The organism is Bradyrhizobium sp. SPXBL-04 (genome assembly GCF_051853035.1).
Classification (GTDB): domain Bacteria; phylum Pseudomonadota; class Alphaproteobacteria; order Rhizobiales; family Xanthobacteraceae; genus Bradyrhizobium; species Bradyrhizobium zhanjiangense.
In genome coordinates, this window is record NZ_CP182472.1 from 5666784 (window position 1) to 5687750 (window position 20967).

Sequence of the window (20967 nt, forward strand, 5' to 3'; positions counted from 1 at the left end):
GCCCCTACAGGCCTGATTTCGCCTTTGTCTTTGGCCGTGTTTGGTGATTAGTCAGGGCTGATAGGAGACCTTCATGGCCGTCATCTTGATCACGGGCGGAGCGCGATCGGGCAAAAGCACGCGAGCGGAAATGCGCACGCGCGCCTTTCCCGGCCAGCCCGTCTATGTCGCGACGGCTGAGGCGCTCGATGCTGAAATGGAGGCGCGCATCGCCAGGCATCGTGCGCGCCGCGGAACCGACTGGATCGAGCGCGAGGTGCCGCTTGATCTCGTGCAGGTGCTGGTCGCAACCGATGGCGGCGGCGCACGGCTGGTCGACTGCCTGACACTCTGGCTCTCCAATCTGATGCATGCGGAGCGCGACTGGGAGAGCGAGGTAAAGGACCTTGCCGGCGCCCTGCTCCATCTCAAGAGCCCGGTCGTGCTCGTCACCAATGAGGTCGGCCTCGGTATCGTGCCCGACAACGCGCTGGCGCGCAGCTTCCGCGACGCCGCCGGAATCATGAATCAGATCATTGCTGGTGTCGCGGACGAGGTCGAGTTCGTCGTCGCCGGCCTGCCGATGAAATTGAAATGATGCCGCGCGCCGAACTTTTGAAAGACGTCGTCGCCGATCTCAGGATGGCAGCATCGTTCGTCACGATCCTCCCCGTGGCATCGTCGAAGCCCGCAGGCGATGGCGCCATCGCGCGTGCAACCTGGGCCCTGCCCGTCGCGGGACTGCTGGTCGGCCTTGCCGGCGCGTTGGTCTATAAGGTCGCCAGCCGGTTCGGACTGACACCAAACATTGCCGCCCTGCTCGCGCTGGCCGCGACCGCCCTCATCACCGGCGCGCTGCACGAGGACGGACTTGCCGATACCGCCGACGGGCTCGGCGGCGGCCGGACGCGCGAGCGCAAGCTGGAGATCATGCGCGACAGCCGGATCGGGACCTATGGCGTCTGCGCGTTGATCCTGTCGTTCGGCCTGCGCTGGAGTGCGCTCGCCACGATCGCTAGTCCCTGGGCGGTCACGTTGGCGCTGTGCGCGGCGCAGATCGCTGCCCGCGCCGGCGTGCCGGCCTTCATGTCGCTGGTCCCTCCGGCGCGGCCGGATGGGCTTTCGGCGAGCGCGGGGCCGCCGCCGGACCGCAGTGTCGCCATCGCCTTCGCGCTTGGGACGCTCGCTCTCGTCCTCGCGCTCGGGCCGGGCAAGGCGCTGGTCGGCCTGATCCTGCTGTCGCTCGCCGGTGTGCTTTTGGCACGGCTTGCCATCCGCCAGATCGGCGGACAGACCGGTGACATCCTCGGCGCGTTCGAGCAGCTCGGTGAGATCCTGATCCTGCTGGTCGCAGCAGCCTTCCAGATAGGACGCTGACCTCATGGTCGAGTTCGACGATACCTTCCGTCAGCATTTGCGCGAGCTGTTCGTGTGGCGCCGCGACGTGCGCCGCTTCCGCAGCGGTCCGCTGCCGGAGGGTGCCATCACGCGACTGATCGAGACCGCCTGCCTGTCGCCGTCGGTTGGGCTCAGCCAGCCCTGGCGTTTCGTCACCGTCGACGATGCCGCACGGCGCCGTGCCGTAATCGACGATTTCAGGACATGCAATGCCGATGCGCTCAATTGCTACTCCGGAGAGCGCGCGGCGCGCTATGCGACGCTGAAACTGTCGGGCCTCGAACAGGCGCCTGGCCATCTCGCGGTGTTCGCGGACAAGGCCAGCGATATCGGCCACGGCCTCGGCCGCGCCACCATGCCGGAGACGACGGAATATTCCGTGGTCGCCGCCATCACCGCGATGTGGCTCGCCGCGCGCGCCGAGGGCATCGGTATCGGCTGGGTTTCGATCCTGACCCCCGCGCGCATTCACGCCGCTCTCGACGTGCCTGAAACCTGGAAGTTCATCGCCTATCTCTGCATCGGCTATCCGGAAATCGAATGCGATCAGCCGGAGCTTGAGCAGGCGAAATGGGAGCACCGGCGCAGTGCGGACGAGTTCACGTTGCGGCGTTAGTCAAGGCCTATGCCAAGTAGCGACATCTGAACTTCCGTGCTGGGCCGCCGAGGCTGCGAATGAACGTTCACATGCGCTCCTTTCGTCAATTGTGGGCACCCGGCTTTCGCGCTAAGCATCCGGATTGGGACAGGGCCATCATGCAAAGAATTTCATGACTGAACGGCCTCCCGCTTTCGCGGTCGACCGCCGCGGCTTCATTCGCCTTGCCGGCGCGACCGCCGCGGGATGGCTCGCGCTCGGCGCGACGTCGGATCGCATGCGGATCGTCGCTTCGCTGACCGCATTGCCGCTCCATCCTGAACCGGCTCGGCCATCGCCCCATGATCGCCACGAACGGCGCCTCAGCGGTCGCACTCGCCCGCGATCACGCCTTCGACATCATCCTGATGGACCTGCACATGCCCGACATGGACGGCGTGGAGGCGGCGTCGCGGATCGGCAAGCTCGGTCTGCCGAAGATGCCGCGCATCATCGCGGTGACCGCAGACGTGTCGCGCAGCGCCCGCGAACGGCTCGCCGGCGCCGGCATCGCCAAGGTCGTCAGCAAGCCGATCCTGATCAACGCGCTGCGCGAAGCGATCGAGGATGATCCTGCGCAGGAGACGACCGCAACACAGCTTGCGGCCGGCGCGTTGATCGACCGGCATTTTCTCGACGACCAAAAAGAACTTTTGGGCCCGGCGCAAATCGAAAAGCTCCACCACTTGCTGGAAACGACGAGCGCAAAGCTGATCGAGGACATAGACAGAGCAGCGACGGCCGGCGATTCCAAGCGGCTGGCGCGATCCGCGCATCAACTCGGCAGTGCCGCCGGTGCACTCGGGCTTGTCCGCTTGTTCGATCGCAGCCGAGAGATCGAGCTGGCGGCGCCCTCAATGTCCCTGCCCGAGTGCGAGGACGCTGCCCGCGAACTCGCCGAGCTTCAACAGGCGTCGATGCGCACGCTGAACGATCTGCTCCGGCCGGCCGAGCAGCATTCGGGGAGCTAGCCGACCCCCGGGGTCGACTGATCCCGAGTCATCGATCTGACCCTACCTCAGTATGGTCACGTCATACCCGCGCACAATGGCGACAACCAACTACGTCGTGCTAGCTATGAACGCAGAGTGAAAAGCAACGGAACCGGCCCCGCGAGCCGGCAGTTGCAGGACAAGTCCGGCGGCGTAGCGCCCGCCGGCCTTTCTCCTGATCGAACGGCGCGATGCCGCTCCAGTACTTGATGTCTACTTTCACAGTTGGCTGCAGAGAGTACGCCGTGAGAAACATCGCCGATCTCCTTGTGCGGTTTTGGCAAGGGACCGAGCCCGCATCCGATACTCAGGTTGCGGCGGTGGCCGAAAACCGAGATCGATCCAGCATGGCCGATTTTGTCCGCATCCTGCAGGCCTACGATCAGGACCAGTGGGGCGACCACGTCCGTTGATCACGACAACTGAATTGCACGTTGACGTCTGCGAATCCCGGGCGTTGAATGGTGTTTTCGATGTGGCGGAGGAACTGAGGCGTCCGTCGCCCGATGAGCGGTCGGTTAGCCGCTCCTGATCCTCGCCTTCGGAAAGTACAGTCTGGCTTCACCGACACGCTGGAAGGTCGAGAGCCATGAGATTTCCGATCGCTCTATGGGCGTTCGCGATGGCATTGCTCACCGCGGCAGGGGCGCGTGCGCAAATCCAGGAGGGTCCGCCGGCATGGGCCTACCCGGTAAACCCGCCCAATTTTCAACGCACCCCCGACGATGGCACGATCAGGCGCGTTCCTGACAGCGCCGCCGGTTTTACACTCACGCAAGTGCGCGATCTGTTCGCCGCGCCCGACTGGCATCCGGACGATCATCCACCAATGCCGGAAATCGTGGCAAGGGGGAGAAAGCCAGAGGTGTTCGCATGCGGCGTCTGTCATCGGGCAGACGGACCGGGCGGTCCTGAGAATGCCAGCCTATTTGGCCTCTCCGCGGAATACATCATTCAGCAAACGGCGGAGTTCAAGACGGGCCTGCGCACGAACTCGGCGCCTCGCGTCGCCACCGACCTGATGATCAAGCTGTCCAAAGCGGTGACCGATCAGGACCTCGGCGACGCCGCAGCCTACTTCGCCTCCATCAAGCCGAGATCGAATATTGCCGTCGTAGAGACCGAGCTGGTGCCAAGAACGCAGGTGCGAGACTTGTTCTTGGCTCCGCTGGACGGCACCGAGAAAGAACCCATCGGTCAGCGCATCATCGAGATACCGGAAAACGTTGAACACTTTGTCAGCCGGGACTCGCGCACTCGTTTCATCGCCTACGTTCCGCCAGGCAGCATTCAGAAAGGACGAACGCTGGCAGCGAACAGCGATCCGCGCGTCCGGTGCGCGGTCTGTCACGGTGCTGACCTCAACGGGACGGCCATCGCGCCAGGGATCGCGTCCCGTTCGCCCACCTACATGTTCCGGCAGCTCTATGACTTCAAATCGGGGGCGCGGAAGGGCGCCAATAGCGAACTCATGAAACTGGTTGTCGAGAATCTCAGCGTCGACGACATGATCGCGCTTGCCGCCTTTTCAGCATCGCTCAAGCACTAACAGTCTTCGGGTGCTATGCGGGACGAGCCAGCCGGCGCGCTTGGCGCGATGTCAGGTCGCCCGGCCGGCAAGGTGCCGCCGGCCGGGCCAACACGCCGCACAAGGGATCAACTTCCTTCGTGCGGCGAGCTGTGAACATTGCGCTGTCATGAGCCGGGCGTTTTAACGACGAGCTTTATGTTGAGCAGGTTGACGCCCTTGAACGGGTTCGGCGCGCTTTCGATCGTGCCCGTGCCCGTGGCGTTCGCATAAGCACCTGTGCCCGATAGGATCGTGTATTCGCCCGTTGATTTGCCGTCCTTGGCCGAACCGGTGTAGCGCGCCGTAATCGAGCCTTCCTCGAACGTGTAGGTGCTATAGCCGAAGAAGGGGCCCGACCCTTTGAGCAAGTCCGAAGTATTGACGAACTCCTTCACTCCGATACGGCCATCGCTAAAGACGGCGACTCCAAAGAATTTACCGGACACAACCGTCTGTCCTTCGACGTTTGCGGCCTCTATGACCTTGAGGTCAATCGGCTTCGTGACCAGCTTGAACTCCAGCACCCGCTCGCCGGCTACGGCGGTTGACGCCGCGACGGTCAATGCCACGCCAGAAAGGAAAAAGGTGAGGGACTTCCGCATGGGCTCCTCCTGCGCTTGTTGAAATCAAGTCGAGAAGGCCGGCGAGCTACACATCATGTCGCCGCTATTCGCAGCGGCATGAAAGAGAGCCCTCGGCGACGCCCCGGCAGCGGCTGAAGCTCTCTGGTCCTAAGGCGCGAAGTCGGGACGCAAGTATGAGTCCCGAGAGATCGGAATAAAGTTCAGCTTTCCGTCACGGTATAATAGTATCCGGTCACTTAGCCTCCGCACGTCTGCGTCCGCCGGCTTCGCCCTCGTCGCGCCCAAAACGTTCGACCAGAAAATCGATGAACAGCCGCACCTTCACCGACAGATGCCGCGTCGGCGGATAGACCGCATAGAGCGCGAGCGGCGGCGCGAAATAATTGTCCAGCACCGTCCGCAGCTCACCCTTCCGCAAGGCATCGGCGGCGATGAACTCGGGCAGCAGCGCGAGCCCCCTGCCCTTGATCGCGACGTCGCGCAGCACCTCCGCGTTGTTGACGCAGAGCGACCAGGCCGGCTGGATCCAGTGATCGCCGTCGGCCCCGGTGAGCTTCCACTGATTGCCGGTGAGCAGGAAGCCGTAGGTCAGCGAGGCGTGCTCGCGCAGATCCTGCGGATGCTTTGGCGTGCCATGGCGCGCAAGATAATCCGGCGAGGCGCAGATCATGCGCGCCACCGGCATGATCTTGCGCGCGATCAGGCTGGAGGATTCCAGCTCCGCGATCCGCAACGTCACGTCAAAGCCGTCCTGGACGGGATCGAGCAGATCATCGCTGAGCACGATCTGGAGCTGAAGCTCGGGATAGCGCGCCATGAAATCGGCGAGCACCGGGCCGAGCCGCATCGTGCCGAACGACATCGGCGCATTGACGCGCAACAGGCCCCGCGGCGCGGATTGAGCCTGCGTCACGGCCTGGTCGGCCGCCTCGATCTCCGAGAGGATCACCACCGCGCGCTCGAAATAGCGCTGGCCATTCTCGGTCGGGCTCGCGTGCCGCGTGGTCCGGTTCAGAAGCTGGACGCCGAGGCTCTCCTCGAGGTCGGCGATGTATTTGCTGATCGCCGAGCGCGACAGCCGCAACTGCCGGCCGGCTTCCGCAAAGCTGCCGCTCTCGACCACTTTCACGAAGGCCTGGAGGCTGCCGAGCTTATCCAAGAGTTGGCCTCGGCGATTGTTTCCAAATCGTAGACATAGCCGTCATATTTGCATGGATTGTCCCCAATCCAAAGCGGAACGATATTTCCGGCCAGAGCAAGACCGCTCCCCGAATTTTGGAGGACGACAATGTCTGGACTGCACCATGTCACCGCGATCGCCGGCGACCCCATCCGCAATTTTGGCTTCTACACCCGGGACCTCGCCCTGCGCTTCGTCAAGAAGACGGTCAATTTCGACGATCCCGGCACCTACCACTTTTATTATGGCGACGAGACCGGCCGGCCCGGCACCATCCTGACCTTCTTCCCTTGGGCGGGCGTTTCGGCCGGCCGCCGCGGCGTCGGCGAAACCCATCAGACCGCCTTCCGCGTGCCGCAGCGCTCGCTCGGTTATTGGACGCAGCGCTTCATCGAGAGGGGCATCGCTCACGAAGCCCTGGAGAAGCGCTTCGGCGAGTCCGTGCTGCCCTTCACCGACCCTGATGGCATGGCGCTCGCGCTCGTCGGCATTCCCGGTGCCGAGAACGAGCCCGGCTGGAGCAATGGCGAGGTGCCGGCCGAGCATGCGATCCGCGGCTTCCATGGCGTGACGCTGCTGCTCGACACCGCGGCAAAGACGGCGGCCGTCCTCACCGACGTGCTCGGCTTCAAGGAGACCGGACGCGAGGGCTCGGTGATCCGCTTCAAGGCGCCGGGAGATGCCGAAGGCAGCGTCGTCGATATCTACGAAGCCAAGGGCTTTTTGCGCGGGCATCAGGGCGGCGGCTCTGTCCATCACATCGCCTTCCGCGCGGCCGATGACGCCGAGCAGGGCAAGATGGCCGAGAGGCTCGTGAACAATCACGGCCTGCACCCGACCGAGCAGAGGGACCGCAACTACTTCCGCTCCATCTACTTCCGCGAACCCGGCGGCGTGCTGTTCGAGATCGCGACCGACATCCCCGGCTTCGCCGTCGACGAACCCGTCGCGATCTTGGGACGCGACCTCAAGCTGCCGAGCTTCCTCGAACAACACCGCAAGCAGATCGAGGGCGTGCTGCCGAACCTGGAAGAGACCGCGTCATGACCGAGAGCGCATTCATCCATCGTTTCGAGCCCGCGGCCAACGCGGGCTCCCCTCCTCTGCTGCTGCTGCACGGCACTGGCGGCGACGAGAACGACCTGCTCGGCCTCGGCCGCATGATCTCGCCCGGCTCCGCCCTGCTCTCGCCGCGCGGCCGCGTGCTCGAACACGGCATGCCGCGCTTCTTCCGCCGCCTCGCCGAGGGCGTGTTCGACGAGGATGACGTGCGCCACCGCGCGCTCGAACTCGGCGACTTCGTCACGGAAGCGCGGCAACGTTACGGCCTTGCGGCGCCCGTCGCGGTCGGCTTCTCCAATGGCGCCAACATCGCCGCAGCGCTGTTGCTGCTGAAGCCGGAGGTGCTGGCGGGCGCGATCCTGCTGCGCGCCATGGTGCCACTGTCGGATCCGCCCAAGAATGATCCGATCAAGGCCGCGCTTGGCGGCAAACCCGTTCTGCTCCTCTCAGGACAGGCCGACCCGATCGTGCCGGCGAGCAATTCAGCCCGTCTCGCGGCTCTGCTCTCGCAAGCAGGTGCGAGCGTGACCCACAAGGTCCTGCCGGCGGGCCATCAATTGTCGCAAGCCGACGTGACGCTGGCCCGTGACTGGATCGGCAATGTCGACGCCAAGGCAGCGTGATCAAACGGCGGCGCATCGTTTTCAAATGGTGCGCCGCCGCTTCAATCGAACCAGCCGCGCCGCTTGAACCAGATCAGCGGCAGCACGCCACTGGCAATGACCGCGAGCCAGGCCAGCGGATAACCGAAGGTCCAGTCCAGCTCGGGTATGTGCCTGAAGTTCATGCCCCAGATGCCAACCAGGATGGTCGGCGGCACGCCGACGACGGACACGATCGTCAGGATCTTGAACAGTTCGTTCTGCTGGATGTTGACGAAGCCGAGCACCGCATCAAGCAGCAGCTGGATCTTGTCGGACAGTCGCGTCTCGTAGTCACTGAGCGAAACGACGTCCTTCGACACCGCCTCGAGGCGCTTCTTCGACGCGGCCTTGATCCATTCGCTGCCGACATCGCCGGCAAATGAGGCGATGCGGCCGACGCCGAGCAGAACGTCACGCGCCTTGGCCAGCCGATCGGCCAACTCGCCGATGGTTTCCAGGGCCTCGCGCATCCTCCGGCTGGAGCGCACCGGCCGTTGGGTGCGAACCAGCCCGCCCTTGAACACGCCCCGCGAGAGCCTGTCGACCTTGGCGCCGAGATGCTCCAGAACATCGGCGCCACGCTCGATCATGGCTTCGAGCAGGCTGGTGAACACGCACATGCCGTTCTCCAGGCTGTCGTCGGAGCCGATGCGCTTGCCGACATCGTCGAAGATCGGCAGCTCGGCAAAGCGCACCGTCACCAGCACGCGCGGGCCGATGACGAATCCCACCGGCGTGATCTCGGCCTCGTTGTCCTCGGAGAGCCGGACCGCCGGCGAGCTGAGATAGAGCGTGCCGTGGTCGAGGATCAGCCGGCTCGACGCCTCGATCGCGCTCAGGGATTCCTTGGACGGAATACATATCCTGAGCAGCCGTTCGACGAACTGCTTTTCCTCTTCAGTCGCGTTCAAGAGATCAGCCCAGATGACCTCCGAGGGCATTTCCGCGCCGATGCTCTGCCAGTTGTCGGACGGCCATCTGTACAGCTTGAGCAAGAACCAAACTCCGTGGCCGCATCGTCATGCCGGATGGCGCATCCGGCCTTCATCCGCCCGGCTAACGCATGAGGGTTCCAAACGTTCAATGTCCTTGCGGCGAGCGCCCGCTCACTGGCCTGGACAGTCCGGCCTTTCGGTTTACTCCTTGATTTTGCCACACACGCTTAAGGCGGAGATCATCCGGCGGGCCTGGCAGGTCCGTTGCGGGCCAGAAGCGGACTAGTTTAATGCTCTGCATTTCGAGGTTGCGGCGCCAGCGGACGTTAAGCCGATATGATCTAACCACAAAGGAAGACCGACTCGACTTGGCCACGCGCTTTCCAATAGGCTCCTGCTTTCCAACTACAACTAGCGGGCAGCGAAATGGCAGAAAGAATCGATGTCGAGGTTACCGGCAAATCGCAGTTTGAAGTCGCCTACGACATGGCGAGATTCATTCTCATCAATATGGAAGGTCGTCAGGTGAAAAGCATAAAGCGGCAAGAGTTCTTGCATTTGGTAGCTGATTGCATCGAGGCCTTGCGCGGCATCAAGGCCAAGGAGATCATCAGCTAAAGGCTTGCACTCCTGCAGCGACCGTCCACCCGCATTCTGCAAGGCCCGCCGCAAAATATCGTGGGAGGTCTTGGAGAGCGCGCTTTCGACCAAGACAGCTATGGGTCAAAGGCTGCCCCGGTAGCTGCGCATGACGTTGATCGGGCGCGAGCAAAGGGCGCACTCCGTTCTGGGTCACAATATGACCTTCCGCGAGCGGGACCGCGTGTCCGCATTGTCTGCAAAAGCAGACATCCGATTTTGTCAGTGCATGCCGTCCGGAGCACCTGCGCGCTAACAAGCGCGCAAGGAGTGAAGTCTAAAGCGCACTCAACCCTGGCAGCTTGCGCGGTCTCCGGCAGGCAGCCGACATGGCGGCGGCTCTTTCGTTGTTCAGTTGAGGGCCAACAACCGACATCGACCACGTAGCAGGAGACCGCCCGAGGGCGGTCTCGCATTTGGGCGAAGGCGCTCCGTCAAAGATCGACTTGGACGGCAACATTGGAGCGCACCCAATCCGATTGCCCGGCCTTCAGCCGCTTGGCTTGAAATTCAACGAAGGCCGGATCGGCGCCCAGTGACGCCAAGGTACGCCCATAAGCTTCTACACTATCGAAGCGAGCGACGAAGGCATAGTTTCCGATCTCGCCACCGATCACGGACCAATAGCTGACATCGGCCCCGTGTTTCCTCCAAAGTGACGCGCCGTCCTTTGCCAGCTGTAAGACGGTTGCAAGATCACTACCGGGTCTTGGATGCGAAACGAACTGCATAATGACTGCAGGCATTTTCCCCTCCGATGAGCAATGATGGCGCCAAACAACCGGGTTGGTCATTTGGCTAGAGGAGAATTCCAAAGAGTGCGGCCTCAAGCTTGATCTGGATCAATTCCATTGCTGTGGTCTGGCGGCAGCCTGACCGTTCTGCGCTGAAGGTCGGCATGCAAGGAGATCGGTCATGATGGTGCAGCGCAACCGAGTTGTTCAGGTCAGCCGCTTCGGTGATCCCGAGAGGTTGGAGGTGGTAGACGCTCCCCTGCCGACAGCCAGTCCGGGCGAGGTGCGCGTTCGCGTACTCGCGTCGAGCCTCAACTACACCGAAGTGTTGATCAGGCGCCATCTATATCCGCAAACGATGCGCCTCCGGCCGCCGTTCGTAATGGGCTACGACGTGGTGGGGGCAATCGATCAGCTCGGCAAAGGCGTGCACGACTTTCAGATTGGCGATCGCGTGGCCGACATGACGGTGGTCGGGTCAAACGCCGACTATCGCACGCTTCGGGCGAGCAACGTGGCCCGCGTGCCGGTGGATGTGGACGCGGCTGAAGCGGCTGCGCTGATCCTGAGCTGGACGACTGCGCACCAGCTTCTGCACCGCGCCGCCAAGGTCCAGCGGGGCCAACGTGTGCTGGTGCACGGGGCTGCCGGCGCGGTCGGCCAGGCGCTGCTCGTGCTTGGGGGACTGGCCGGCCTCGAGCTATGGGGCACTGTACGCCGCGAGCACATGACGCTCGTCCAAGACCTCGGGGCAACGCCGATCGATTACCAGCATGAGGACTTCACGCGGGTTGTGCCGGGTGGGTTCGACGTCATCGTCGACGGCGTTGGCGAAGACGGCTATCGCCGCTCATACGCGGCGCTCAAACCGGGTGGCCTGCTCTGTGCCATCGGCTTTTCGGCGAGCGTGCAGGCACAGCGTCGAATGCTGCCTATCTTGATGGAGATCGCGCGCCTCTACCTGTGGAGACTCTTGCCCGGCGGCAAGCGAGCCCGCTTTTACTCGGTAAATGCCATGCGGGCGCGACATCCCGCTTGGTTCAAGGAGGACTTGGAGCAACTGTTCGAGCTTCTGGCAACTGGCGCCATCCGGCCGCGCATCGCCGAGCGGATCTCGTTCGAGGAGGTCGCCGATGCTCACCGTCGCCTCGAGGCTGGCGGTCTTGAAGGCAAGCTCGTTCTTTGCCCGGATCTCTCCTCGCGACGCAGCCAGCGCGCTGCCTGAGGCGGCGCGCCGGCACGTTACATCCGCATCTGCGCTCATGAGACACGAAAGAAGGCAGCAGCGGTGCAAGGTCGATTTGCAGCTCTCTGGCTGCCCCAAATATTTCCGCTAATGGGATGGTCCGGCCGTGCTCCGGCCCTGCCAGCACGAGAAGCTGGCAAGGGGCGCTCAAGACAAGGAGCACGCCATGTCTCAGAAACTCAACGCAGCGATCGCCGTGATCGGCATCGATATCGGCAAGAACTCGTTCCATGTCGTAGGGCAGGATTCACCGGGCCTCAAAGATCGTCATGGTCCATACTGCAATTGAGGACGCTGCATATGGAGACGAGCCATGGGTCCTATGGTCTTCGCTGGTCGATCAGCTAAGCTAAAACTTTTTGCTCAGCACGAAGCTGCGCATCGGCCGCCCAGGTCAAACTGCGAAGAACTCCGACCAAGCAAATCCCGTCCGTTGTGTCACCGTGAGCCGACCTCAGCGCCTGGCGCCGTACCTTCGCTTTAGGGCCAAGAACGGACAATGCGCTGGGGTATGAGCTAAACTGGGCCATCTATCAATCAACACCGCAGGACATGCAATGGGACGTTCCGTCCAGTCTCCACTAACACTCTTCGATAGCCTGCCATTTGGGTTCGCCCAGGTCTCCATCGTGCCCACGCCCTTCGGCGATGCAGTTCATGTTTCGGGACAGGTTGCCTGGAACGCGGACCGCAACATAGTGGGTGCGAATGACATCGGCATTCAACTGAAGAAAAGTCTGGAGAATCTAGCCACAGCGTTGGCGTCGGTCGGCGCGACACTCGATCAAGTCGGGGCAATAAGACTTTACATCCGGCAAAGCCATATCGACCAAGGCAAGGCGATCAGCGACGCGCTGATGGAAACCTTTGGTGACCGGCCACCGTGTGCTACTTGGATAGGTGTGCCGAGCCTAGCGCGAGAGGAATTCTTAATCGAGGTTGAACCGTCAATTATCTTCGTTGCCCGAAGCTGAGTGATGTCTCTTGCGGGTCATGAGCGGCGGTCACCGCAACTTTCGTGCAACGTCCGGTCTCCCGCAGACAGCCGACATGGCGGCGGCTCGTTCATTGTTCAGCTCAGGGGCCAACAGCCGACATATCTCCGCTTTTTTGGGACGCGACCAGCCGTAACTCGCTACACGGCTGAACGCACATCTGAACATCAGATGGAGAAATTGATCTTCCCCCGCGCCCGCAATTCCGAAGGCAGCAGGCAGTCATAGATAAATTGATTGGCGGGCGTCGGCACGGCAACCTCACGCCCGAGGCGAACGATGGCTCCGTTCCAGTAGTCCAGTTCGCTCTGCTTTCCGACTGCAATGTCGCGCTGCAACGACGTAGTAGCGTTCGTGGGTAAAGCGTCATAGAATTTCATCGTATCTGCGACGGCAGTGTCTGCCATCGGTACGTTACGAGCCTTCGCTACCGTAAGTGCTTCCTGCAAGCAGTGCTCCAACAGCCTTCGGGTCTCGGGGATGGCACGCGTCACCCCGATAGGCGCTCTCGTGATTGAACCCACGCCACCAAATGAGGTCACCATCAAGAACTTGTCCCACAATGCCTTGACGATATTGGCGGGCACCTCCACAGAAACTTTCGCATGCGCGAAGCATTGCCGCAGTCGTTCGACGCGTTCGGTTCGTCTGTTATCCATCTCACCAAACTTGATGAAGTTCTGACCTCCGACGCTCCGGATATGGCCTGGTCCTGCGATAAAGCTCAATGTACCGCACATGCCACCGAGCGTATTGGACGCGAATACGGCCATCAGTTCGCTGGCGGCTTCAACGCCGTTCTGCAAGGGCACGATAACAGTGTCGGGACCTACCAGTGGACGGATAGCATTAGCTGCGTCGGTCACCTGCCAAGCCTTTACGCCAACAAGAACAGCCCCCACATTACGTGCTTCGGCCGGATTGTCGGTTGCCTGCGCCCGCACAAGGGTCTCGCCTGAAGGCGTTTCAAGGCGAAGACCATTAGCCCTTATGGCGCGAAGGTGATCACCTCGAGCGATAAAAACAACATCCTCTCCGGCGAGCGCGAGTTGCGCACCAAAGTATCCGCCAGCACCACCTGTTCCGAAGACTGCGATCCGCATGCCAGCCCCCCGGTGAATGTTTCATGAGACTAGCGCAAGATGATCGACCAGCAAAATCATATCCGGAACTGAGCCGATGTCATCACCGGTTTGACGAATGGATGCCTATGTCGGCGACGGATCCATTGCGTCGATCTAGCTGCTGCTAGGGGTCGGATTACCCCCGTCAGCCGACAACCGGACGAATGCCGGATTCCGTCGGAAAGAGCCGGGAGCTGTCATGCGTCGGCTTGTTCAGGATCACTATATTGGCTGGTCGATGGACTGCCGGAGCCTTCTCATGCTAAGAGTCTGGCTTTGCTAATGATTGGGATCACAAATGAAAGGCATCAACCATCTCGTGCTCGCGGGTCACGACTTGGAGGCGATGCGCGCGAAATATCAGGAGTTGGGATTTACGATTACGGCGCCCGGTCAGCATCCTTTCGGAACGGGCAACTCTATCATTCAACTACACGGCACGTATCTCGAACTACTTTCAGTTACGAGTCCACAGGACGTTCCCGAGCACCGCACTGATAACTTTTCGTTTGCCGCTTTCAATCGCGACTATCTTGCGCGACACGAGGGGTTTTCGATGATGGTGCTCGACACCTCGGATGCCCGCGCTGATATTGAGGCTTGGCGCGCCGCCGGCTTACAAACTTATGAGCCATATGACTTTTCGAGAATGGCTAAAATGCCCGACGGCGCAGATGTAAAGGTGGGCTTCTCGCTCGCTTTTGTGAGCCACCCGGCGGCGCCATGGCTTGGCCTGTTTGCTTGCCAGCACTTCCGACCTGAGTACTATGCGCAGCCGCAGTATCTGAAACATCCCAATAGCGCTTCAACCATTCAGGACGTCTGGATTGCGGGCGAAGGGGCGTTCGATCTCGCAAGCTACATAGGCACTATTACAGGAGCAAACAGCTTTAATGAAGACACAGGCCGTATCGTCTTCCAAACTCGCACCGGCGCGGTCGTGCTAGCCCGTCCGCAAGCTTTCGAAGCGGCATTCGGAGTAAGTCCGCCTCACTCCAAGGACGGCCCCCACCTCGCCGGTTTCACCGTTGCTTGCCATACCCTTGGTCAATTGGCGGAATTACCTCTTGCAAAAGCGGGGAGCCGACATGTTCTTGCCCCAACAAAAAACTTTGGCACGGCAATTGGCTTCGTCGAAGTGAAGCGCGAATAGTTCCCCCCATTTTGGATCAAGCTCCCACTTTTTCTTGTCTCGCGGGGCTGCAATGCCTGGCAGCCAAACAGATCGCGCCAATTCTATAAGCCAAACAATCTCTACTCTTGCGCCAGATGCTCTATTTTGAATGAAGCAGCACGAGGTCCGGTGTGGGTCACTAGCGTCATTTTTGGCCCGTTTGCCGGATGTCTGCTCCTCCCCTGATAGCGGTTGAATAGCAGACATCCACCAACCGCTGCTTGGGGCCAGTAGGCGACATCGCGGCGACGCGCTGAGGAGGCCGACACTGAGGTAGCCTCAATCGTCATCCTGCCAAGGGAACGGCGGGTCCGAGTATTTGGGCCCTAAAACCCGGCATGAGAATCAAGTACGCAGCAAGCTGGACCTAAACTTTTTAGCGCATCGGAACGAAGGCTCTCTGAGGCGGTTTAGCGCGAATGATGCGTCGCTTCAGAGGAGCTGAGCATGAAGAAAACCATTCTTGTTGGTCTTGCTATCCTCACTGTCTCCACTTCTGCCGCTTCGGCATGGACTCATCAAAGCTACCGGAATAGCCACCGGCCTCACTATGGTTCCGCCTACGGCGCGACCAGGGCCGTCCAACGCGAAGCCATGAACAACCGCGCTTATAGCGCTTACAACAACGGCTATTATGGTCCGGGTTATGCGCGTTCAGGCTTTTGGCCGGCCGATGCAGCCGGCGCCGCGATTGGAACGGCCGGAGCGATCGCCGCTGGCGCAGTCAATACCGCAGGCGCGATTGCAACGGCACCATTCCGGCCGGCTAATTCCTATGGCTATTACCCGGCTAATTCCTACGCCATGGCTCCGGGCGGTGTGAGCAGCAAGGACCACGCTCAGTATATGAAAAATTTGCACGACTCCGGATATGATCGGAAGAACGACTTCAATGCGAACGGGACCATGAAGGCGCAATAGCGCCAAGTCTCGTCGAACACTGAAACTAGCGATCGCCAAGACAATTAAAAAAAGCCCGGAGGCGGAAGGCCTCCGGGCAATGGGCTTTGCGTGCGCAAAGCCTTTGCCGATGCTGCGCCTTAAAGCCTTTGCCGATGCTGCGCCTTGTCATAGGCGCGACTGTCAATCCCGGCGTCAAGAAACGGCAACAGGCTCAAAGCGTCGGCAGCTATCGGTGACCGCACAAGCAACTGGTTCCCGCATCCACGGCTGGTATGTAGCACTCCGAGCAATCGATGTCTCTTGTGGGTCACGAGCGGAGATTTGGGCCCATGCCGATCACGTCGGGATCACCTCTGACAGCCGACATCGAGCAAGTTTCGTGGGCGGTCGAGAAGAGCCATGAGCGGACATCAGCGAACTTCCCGAAAGCGGACGCATTGTCGATTGCGGGGGGACGTGGGTCTGGCTTTGCCAAAGGGACATAGCGCCCCGGCAGTTGGTGTCACGGTTGCGCGCAGACGCATTCAATCTTGCCGGAAGGAGGGTAGCGAGATGACAGAGCGAATTTCGTTGGAGGGAAAGGTCGCGGTTGTGACTGGCGCAGGTCGCGGGCTTGGGCGGGCATACGTCGAACTTCTCGCCGAGCGCGGCGCCCAGGTCGTTGTGAACGACCTGGGAAGCGACGTATCGGGCTTCGGGAAGGATTCCACGATCGCGGAACAGGTGGCCGATTTCATTCGATCCCGTGGAGGCGAGGCAATCGCGAATGACAGCGATGTTTCAACCGCTGAAGGTGGCAGTGACCTGATCGCGACGACCATCGAGCATTTCGGGAGAATAGACCTCCTCGTGAACAACGCTGGTATCTGCGGAAGCCAGCTATTCGAGGCCGCCACCCTTGACGATTTCGATCACTATTGGCGGGTGCACCTCGGCGGGCCGGTTAACACAGTGAAGGCTGCCTGGCCGTATATGGTCGCACAGCGCTACGGGAAGATCATCCTTACGACGTCAGTCAGCGGCCTGTTTGGAATACGTGGCCAAGCCACCTACGCTGCGGCCAAGTGCGCCGTAGTTGGATTGATGCGCATTCTTGCAATTGAAGGTGCTGAGCATGGGATTCTCGTGAACACCATTTCGCCAGCCGGGTACACGAGGATGCACCCGGCGGCGGTTGCGGATCCCGCTTGGCTGAAGCAGAGCGAAGCCACAATGCCGGTTGCGGCTGTTGCGCCAGCGATGGTCTGGCTTGCAAGCGATAGTTGTTCGGAGACGAACAGGATTTACAACGTGGAAGCTGGAGTAATCCAACGTATCGCTATCGTCATGGGACCTGGCTTCTACGATCCACATCTGACACCCGAGAGCATCGCCGAGAACTACGCAAAGGTCGAATCGATCGAGGGCTTTTTCGAGCCGGGTCCGTTCGAGCCCGGTCAGATACCCGCAACAGCGAAGTCTTGAGGAACGAGGTTACGCCATGGCGACGTTCGACTGTGGCAGACAGCGTTACTCTATGAACCTGTGCGCAAGTCATCAGCGGCCGCGCCGCGGCGGAGCTACACTGGCCGCCGAAAAGCAGACCTGCTGAAGGTTCGCTAAGGGTCCAAGATGACCTTCCGCGGGCGGGACCGCGTGTCCGCATTGTCTGCAAAAGCAGACATCCGATTTTGTCAGTGCATGCCGTCCGGAGCACATGCGCGCTAACAAGCGCGCAAGGAATGAAGTCTAAAGCGCACTCAACCCTGGCGGCGGCTTGCGCATGTTGGAGGCCTGCTCATAGGCGTAGGCCAGACGCAGCAGCTTGTGCTCGCTCCAGGCACGGCCTGCGAAGGTGACGCCGAGCGGATAGTCGGGCGTGTCCTTGCCGTCGGTCGCCCCCGAGATGAAGCCTCCGGGCACCATGACGCTGGGATAACCTGCCCTGGCGGCGATCGCGGCGCCTCCGCTGCCGGGGAACAGCACGGCATCGAGCTTGTGCTGGTTCATGTAAGCATCCATGCCGCGGGTCCTGGCGCTGAGCAGGTCCATGGCAAGTGCCGACTTGTACTCGCGTTCGCGTAAGTCGCCCCTGGTGAGGTCGGCGGCGAGGAACAGGTCCTGGCCGAAACGCAGCGCCTTGCCTGCATTCGCCTCGTTAAAGGCCACGATGTCGGTGATGGTCTTGATGGCGGTATTGGTCGCCCAGTCCCTCAGGTAGAGATTGAGATCGCGCTTCAGTTCGTAGAGGAAGACGATCCGCTGCGTGACTGGATTGCCCTTGTTACCGCTCAGCGGATTGCGGTTGAGCACAGCCATGATCGTACCTGGTCCGCTCATCCAGCCGGCCGTCGGCATGCTGGCGCGCACGATCACGGCGCCGAGATCCTCCAGCACCTTGATCGCCTCCGCCATCACCTCCGCCCCTTTGGGTGGCAGCTTGCCGTAGAAGGGATCGTTCAGCGGGTCGGCGGGGTCGCTCGGCACGCCGATGCGGGCGCCCTTCATCGCGTCGCGCGTGAGGTCGGCGGTGTAATCGGCTGGCCGCCGTTGCAGCTCTGTCGCCGCATCGCGCAGGTCCTTCGCCGCCAGCACGTTAAGGAGCAGCGCCGCATCGCGTACGTTGCGCGTCATCGGTCCTGCGGTGTCCAGGCTATGCGCGATCGGCACGATGCCGGCACGGCTGATCAGCCCGACCGTCGGCTTCACGGTGACGAGGCCATTCTGGCTGGCAGGAAACAGCAGCGAGCCCGAGGTCTCGGTGCCGATCGAGGCCGCACAAAGAGCGGCCGCCACCGCGACCGCCGAACCCGAGCTCGAGCCGCCCGGGGACACGACCGGGATGGCGTGATCGTCCACCAGCGCAGGCGCGTAAGGATTCTTCACCTGACCGCCCAGCGATGAATAGCCCGCAGGCATGTCGATCGCGAGCATGTTGGAAAACTCAGTCAGGTTCGCCTTGCCCAGGATCACCGCGCCGGCGTCCCGCAGCAGCTTGACGATTGTGGCATCGTCCCGGGCACGCGCGCCTTCCAGCGCCAGCGAGCCCGCGGTCGTCGGCTGTTCGTCGCCGGTCGCAATGTTGTCCTTCACCAGGATTGGAATGCCCGCCAGCGGCCGCTTGGCCGATGGCTTGGTGCCGTCGAGCTTGCCCGCGATCGCGAGCGCGTCGGGATTGAGCGCGCGCACGGCGTTGAGCGCGGGCCCATTGCGGTCGTAGGCCTCGATGCGCACGAGGTAAGCCTTGGTCAGCGCCGTCGCAGTGACCTGCCCACTGGCCAAGGCCTGAGCGATATCGCTCAGCGGCGCATCGTCGAGCTTCAGAGGGATCGGCGCCTCGGCGCCAGGGGCCGCCGCGGCGGTGCCAGCATCGCGGCGGGATGGCTTCTCCATGGCGTGCCTCGCCTGACGGCGTTCCGAACCATGAAGCCGCAACGATGGCATAATGCCGGTGTTTTGCCCGACGGGTCAATGTCTCAGCGCATCGCGTCGACCTTTGAGCCGCGCAACGTGTAAACCATTGAAATGACTATCCTCGCCTACTGTGCATGGGGTTGTTTTTCAGGTTTTGTTTTGGACCTGCCAAACGATTGGCCTCTCCCTGATGGGGAGAGGCCAAAAATTGAAGCGACAGGCTCGACTTGATCGAGCGATCCTACTCCCAGGCCCAGGTCGAAAAATCGTTCTCGTATTGCGGCACGTCCTTCCAGACACCCTTCAGCTTCTTGTTGGTGATGGTGATCAGCTGGGGCTGGTAGAGGTAGGCGGAGACGGCGTCGGTGGCCAGCATGCGCTGGGCGTCGCCGAGCAGTTTTGCGCGGCCGGCCTCGTCGGGTGTCGCGACGATCTGCTTGTAGAGCGCGTTGAACTTCTCGTTGTTGTAGCCAAGGTAGTAGTCCGGCTCGGTGATCTTGACGAGGTCGAACGGCTCGACATGGCTGACGATGGTGAGGTCGAAATTATGCGGACCGTTACCGGCGAACACCTGCGACAGCCACTGCGCCCATTCGACATTCTCGATCTTGGCGACGATGCCAACCTTGGCGAGCTGGGCTGCGACGATCTCGCCGCCCTGCCGTGCATAGGATGGCGGCGGCAGCTTGAGCGACAATTCGAGCGGCGTGGTGACGCCGGCCTCGCTGAGCAGCTTCTTGGCCTTCTCTGGGTCGTAGGGGTTGATACCGGTGGTGTCGATATAGCCGAGCGCGCCCGGCACGTAGAAGCTGCCGATCGGCGTGCCGAAGCCATCGACGGCACCGTCGATCATCGCCTTGCGGTCGATCGCAGCGAGGATGGCGCGGCGAACGCGGACGTCGTCGAGCGGCTTCTTGCGGTGGTTGATCGCGACGATGGTCTTGGCCCTGGAGCCGCCGACCAGCACCGTGAAACGCGGGTCGGCCTTGAACTGGGCGATGGTGCGCTGGGCCGAGACGCGTGGGAACGCATCGACGTCGCCCGAGAGCAGCGCGGCGGTCTGCGCCGCCGGATCGGAGATGAAGCGGATCGTTACCTTCGACAGCTTGACCGCAGCGGCGTTGCGGTAGTCGGCCCATTTGGTCAGGGTGATCGAGGAGCCTTTGGCCCAGCCCCCTAACTGATAGGGCCCGGTGCCGATCGGCTGCGTGACATTGGTGGCTGCGCTCTTCGGCTCGACGATCGAGCCGCTCGCCTGCCCCAGCAGGAATGGCAGGTTCGGCTCCGAATTCTTCAAGGTGATCACGACCGTCTCGGCGTCGGGCGCGGCAACGGACTCGAAGCTCTGGTACAGGCTCTTGTCCTTGTTGGTGCTGGTGGGCACCGCGTTGCGCTCGAACGAGAACTTCACCGCGGCGGAATTGAACGGCTCGCCATTGTGGAATTTGACGCCCTTGCGCAGCTTGAACGTATAGGTCTTCAGGTCGGGCGAAGCAGTCCAGCTCTCCGCCAGCAGGGCCGAGGTGGTGCCGTCCTCGTTGATCTTGGTCAGGGTCTCGTAGATGTTGTAGAGCGTGACCTCGGCGATCGCAGCGGCGGCGGCATTGGTGGGATCGAGCCCGGGGGGCTCCAGCGCCATCGCCATGACGACGCTGTCCTTCTTGCTCTGCGCCAGCACCGGCAGCGGCGCCGCGACGAGCGCGGCGGCAAAGGCGACGATCGATAGTTTCCTCAACATGCGTAACTCCCCGGCCATCTCTGTTTCCAGCCTACGCCAA

The 20967-nt window shown here is 61.8% G+C and carries 21 protein-coding genes and 1 pseudogene; 14 read left to right on the forward strand and 8 right to left on the reverse strand.

Annotated features, from left to right (window positions below; all coding sequences use genetic code 11):
* Window positions 1-73: 73 nt before the first annotated feature.
* The 6 genes and pseudogenes from cobU to ACNJX8_RS27025 all read left to right on the forward strand — a co-directional run bounded on the left by cobU (window position 74) and on the right by ACNJX8_RS27025 (window position 4555).
* On the forward strand, window positions 74-577 hold the full coding sequence (cobU, locus tag ACNJX8_RS27000) for a bifunctional adenosylcobinamide kinase/adenosylcobinamide-phosphate guanylyltransferase (protein ID WP_439357351.1): 504 nt from the start codon (window positions 74-76) through the stop codon (window positions 575-577).
* Window positions 574-1356, forward strand: a complete 783-nt coding sequence (cobS, locus tag ACNJX8_RS27005) for an adenosylcobinamide-GDP ribazoletransferase (protein WP_439357352.1) — start codon at window positions 574-576, stop codon at window positions 1354-1356. Before cobU ends, cobS begins: the two co-directional genes overlap by 4 nt.
* Before the next feature lie 4 nt (window positions 1357-1360).
* On the forward strand, window positions 1361-1993 hold the full coding sequence (gene bluB / locus ACNJX8_RS27010) for a 5,6-dimethylbenzimidazole synthase (RefSeq protein ID WP_439357353.1): 633 nt from the start codon (window positions 1361-1363) through the stop codon (window positions 1991-1993).
* 293 nt (window positions 1994-2286) lie between these two features.
* A pseudogene (locus ACNJX8_RS27015) lies at window positions 2287-2985 on the forward strand (response regulator); the annotation flags it as partial.
* 266 nt (window positions 2986-3251) lie between these two features.
* Complete coding sequence (locus tag ACNJX8_RS27020) at window positions 3252-3419, forward strand: hypothetical protein (RefSeq protein WP_164934562.1); 168 nt, start codon at window positions 3252-3254, stop codon at window positions 3417-3419.
* Window positions 3420-3595: 176 nt separating this feature from the next.
* Window positions 3596-4555: a c-type cytochrome gene (locus ACNJX8_RS27025; protein WP_439357354.1), complete on the forward strand. Its 960-nt coding sequence runs from the start codon at window positions 3596-3598 to the stop codon at window positions 4553-4555.
* Between the two features lie 146 nt (window positions 4556-4701).
* Here the strand turns inward: ACNJX8_RS27025 and ACNJX8_RS27030 are convergent, their stop codons facing one another.
* The gene (locus ACNJX8_RS27030; protein ID WP_370988683.1) at window positions 4702-5178 is read right to left on the reverse strand and encodes a hypothetical protein; all 477 of its coding nucleotides are present in this window, start codon (window positions 5176-5178) and stop codon (window positions 4702-4704) included.
* A 214-nt stretch (window positions 5179-5392) separates the two neighbouring features.
* Window positions 5393-6319 (reverse strand): LysR family transcriptional regulator, encoded by a 927-nt coding sequence (locus ACNJX8_RS27035; RefSeq protein WP_439357355.1) that lies wholly within the window; start codon window positions 6317-6319, stop codon window positions 5393-5395.
* 129 nt (window positions 6320-6448) lie between these two features.
* Between ACNJX8_RS27035 and ACNJX8_RS27040 the strand changes: the two genes are divergently transcribed.
* Together ACNJX8_RS27040 and ACNJX8_RS27045 are read left to right on the forward strand one after the other, a co-directional pair.
* Window positions 6449-7387, forward strand: coding sequence for a ring-cleaving dioxygenase (locus ACNJX8_RS27040; protein ID WP_439357356.1), 939 nt, complete (start codon window positions 6449-6451; stop codon window positions 7385-7387).
* Window positions 7384-8025: an alpha/beta hydrolase gene (locus ACNJX8_RS27045; RefSeq protein ID WP_439357357.1), complete on the forward strand. Its 642-nt coding sequence runs from the start codon at window positions 7384-7386 to the stop codon at window positions 8023-8025. The genes ACNJX8_RS27040 and ACNJX8_RS27045 overlap by 4 nt, the downstream gene beginning before the upstream one ends.
* Before the next feature lie 41 nt (window positions 8026-8066).
* On the opposite strand, the gene ACNJX8_RS27050 is transcribed toward ACNJX8_RS27045, so the two are convergent.
* From ACNJX8_RS27050 to ACNJX8_RS27060, 3 genes are all read right to left on the reverse strand, one after another.
* A complete protein-coding gene (locus ACNJX8_RS27050; protein WP_439357358.1) occupies window positions 8067-9041 on the reverse strand; it encodes a magnesium transporter CorA family protein in 975 nt (324 codons plus the stop codon).
* 351 nt (window positions 9042-9392) lie between these two features.
* On the reverse strand, window positions 9393-9692 hold the full coding sequence (locus ACNJX8_RS27055) for a hypothetical protein (protein ID WP_128939160.1): 300 nt from the start codon (window positions 9690-9692) through the stop codon (window positions 9393-9395).
* A gap of 362 nt (window positions 9693-10054) precedes the next feature.
* On the reverse strand, window positions 10055-10366 hold the full coding sequence (locus tag ACNJX8_RS27060) for a hypothetical protein (protein WP_245473470.1): 312 nt from the start codon (window positions 10364-10366) through the stop codon (window positions 10055-10057).
* Between the two features lie 169 nt (window positions 10367-10535).
* Here ACNJX8_RS27060 and ACNJX8_RS27065 point away from each other — a divergent pair, with 169 nt between their 5' ends.
* From ACNJX8_RS27065 to ACNJX8_RS27075, 3 genes are all read left to right on the forward strand, one after another.
* Window positions 10536-11579 carry a medium chain dehydrogenase/reductase family protein gene (locus ACNJX8_RS27065; protein WP_439357359.1) on the forward strand — a complete coding sequence of 348 codons (1044 nt, stop codon included), beginning with the start codon at window positions 10536-10538 and terminating at the stop codon, window positions 11577-11579.
* Window positions 11580-11766: 187 nt separating this feature from the next.
* Window positions 11767-11889, forward strand: a complete 123-nt coding sequence (locus ACNJX8_RS27070; protein ID WP_439362063.1) for a hypothetical protein — start codon at window positions 11767-11769, stop codon at window positions 11887-11889.
* 268 nt (window positions 11890-12157) lie between these two features.
* Window positions 12158-12574, forward strand: a complete 417-nt coding sequence (locus ACNJX8_RS27075) for a RidA family protein (RefSeq protein WP_439357360.1) — start codon at window positions 12158-12160, stop codon at window positions 12572-12574.
* A 188-nt stretch (window positions 12575-12762) separates the two neighbouring features.
* Here ACNJX8_RS27075 and ACNJX8_RS27080 read toward each other — a convergent pair whose 3' ends face one another.
* A complete protein-coding gene (locus ACNJX8_RS27080) occupies window positions 12763-13698 on the reverse strand; it encodes a ketopantoate reductase family protein (RefSeq protein ID WP_439357361.1) in 936 nt (311 codons plus the stop codon).
* Window positions 13699-14017: 319 nt separating this feature from the next.
* On the opposite strand from ACNJX8_RS27080, the gene ACNJX8_RS27085 reads away from it, so the two are divergent.
* The 3 genes from ACNJX8_RS27085 (at window position 14018) to ACNJX8_RS27095 (ending at window position 17260) form a co-directional block, all read left to right on the forward strand.
* The gene (locus tag ACNJX8_RS27085; RefSeq protein WP_439357362.1) at window positions 14018-14872 is read left to right on the forward strand and encodes a VOC family protein; all 855 of its coding nucleotides are present in this window, start codon (window positions 14018-14020) and stop codon (window positions 14870-14872) included.
* A gap of 468 nt (window positions 14873-15340) precedes the next feature.
* Window positions 15341-15814, forward strand: coding sequence for a hypothetical protein (locus tag ACNJX8_RS27090; protein WP_439357363.1), 474 nt, complete (start codon window positions 15341-15343; stop codon window positions 15812-15814).
* 534 nt (window positions 15815-16348) lie between these two features.
* The gene (locus ACNJX8_RS27095) at window positions 16349-17260 is read left to right on the forward strand and encodes an SDR family NAD(P)-dependent oxidoreductase (RefSeq protein ID WP_439357364.1); all 912 of its coding nucleotides are present in this window, start codon (window positions 16349-16351) and stop codon (window positions 17258-17260) included.
* Between the two features lie 264 nt (window positions 17261-17524).
* On the opposite strand, the gene ACNJX8_RS27100 is transcribed toward ACNJX8_RS27095, so the two are convergent.
* Together ACNJX8_RS27100 and ACNJX8_RS27105 are read right to left on the reverse strand one after the other, a co-directional pair.
* A complete protein-coding gene (locus tag ACNJX8_RS27100) occupies window positions 17525-19168 on the reverse strand; it encodes an amidase family protein (protein ID WP_439357365.1) in 1644 nt (547 codons plus the stop codon).
* Between the two features lie 262 nt (window positions 19169-19430).
* Entirely contained in the window at window positions 19431-20927 is a 1497-nt protein-coding gene (locus tag ACNJX8_RS27105; RefSeq protein WP_439357366.1) for an ABC transporter substrate-binding protein, read from the reverse strand.
* Window positions 20928-20967 lie beyond the last annotated feature (40 nt).